Genomic DNA, 345 nt, shown 5'->3' with positions numbered 1-345 from the left:
GCTTCACTCAGGCGAATATCGACAGCCGTTTCATGCACCGAAGCGAACAAGGTCAGCCGCAAACCCTGGTGCAGCGCGCGGTCCATGCTGTTGGGGGTCGCGGTGCGCAGCACTTGCCGCCCCAGCGCGACGTACCAGGCATACAGGCCGATGCTGGCCGTGCTGCTCTGTGCCTGCATCTGTTCGTACAGGGTGTTGATGCGCCCAAAGGCATTGGCAGCGGCATGGGCTTGCCTGGCAAGCGCTTCCGGCAGGGCGAAGGATGACGCTGACTGTGGTTCGCTTTTGGCCGCTTCCAGCAGCGCCGCCAGTGCTTCCCGCAGATCCTCCTGGTTGTAGGTGATG

General features: G+C 63.2%; 1 pseudogene. It reads right to left on the bottom strand.

What is annotated here, in order from left to right:
• Nucleotides 1-345: pseudogene (locus tag ACF8Q6_RS08840) on the bottom strand (hypothetical protein); the annotation flags it as partial.

It is taken from the genome of Pseudomonas sp. GLN_2 (genome assembly GCF_043106005.1).
Lineage (GTDB): Bacteria > Pseudomonadota > Gammaproteobacteria > Pseudomonadales > Pseudomonadaceae > Aquipseudomonas > Aquipseudomonas alloputida.
Note: the sequence above shows the minus strand (reverse complement) of the source record. Positions and strands in the feature narration are given on the sequence as shown.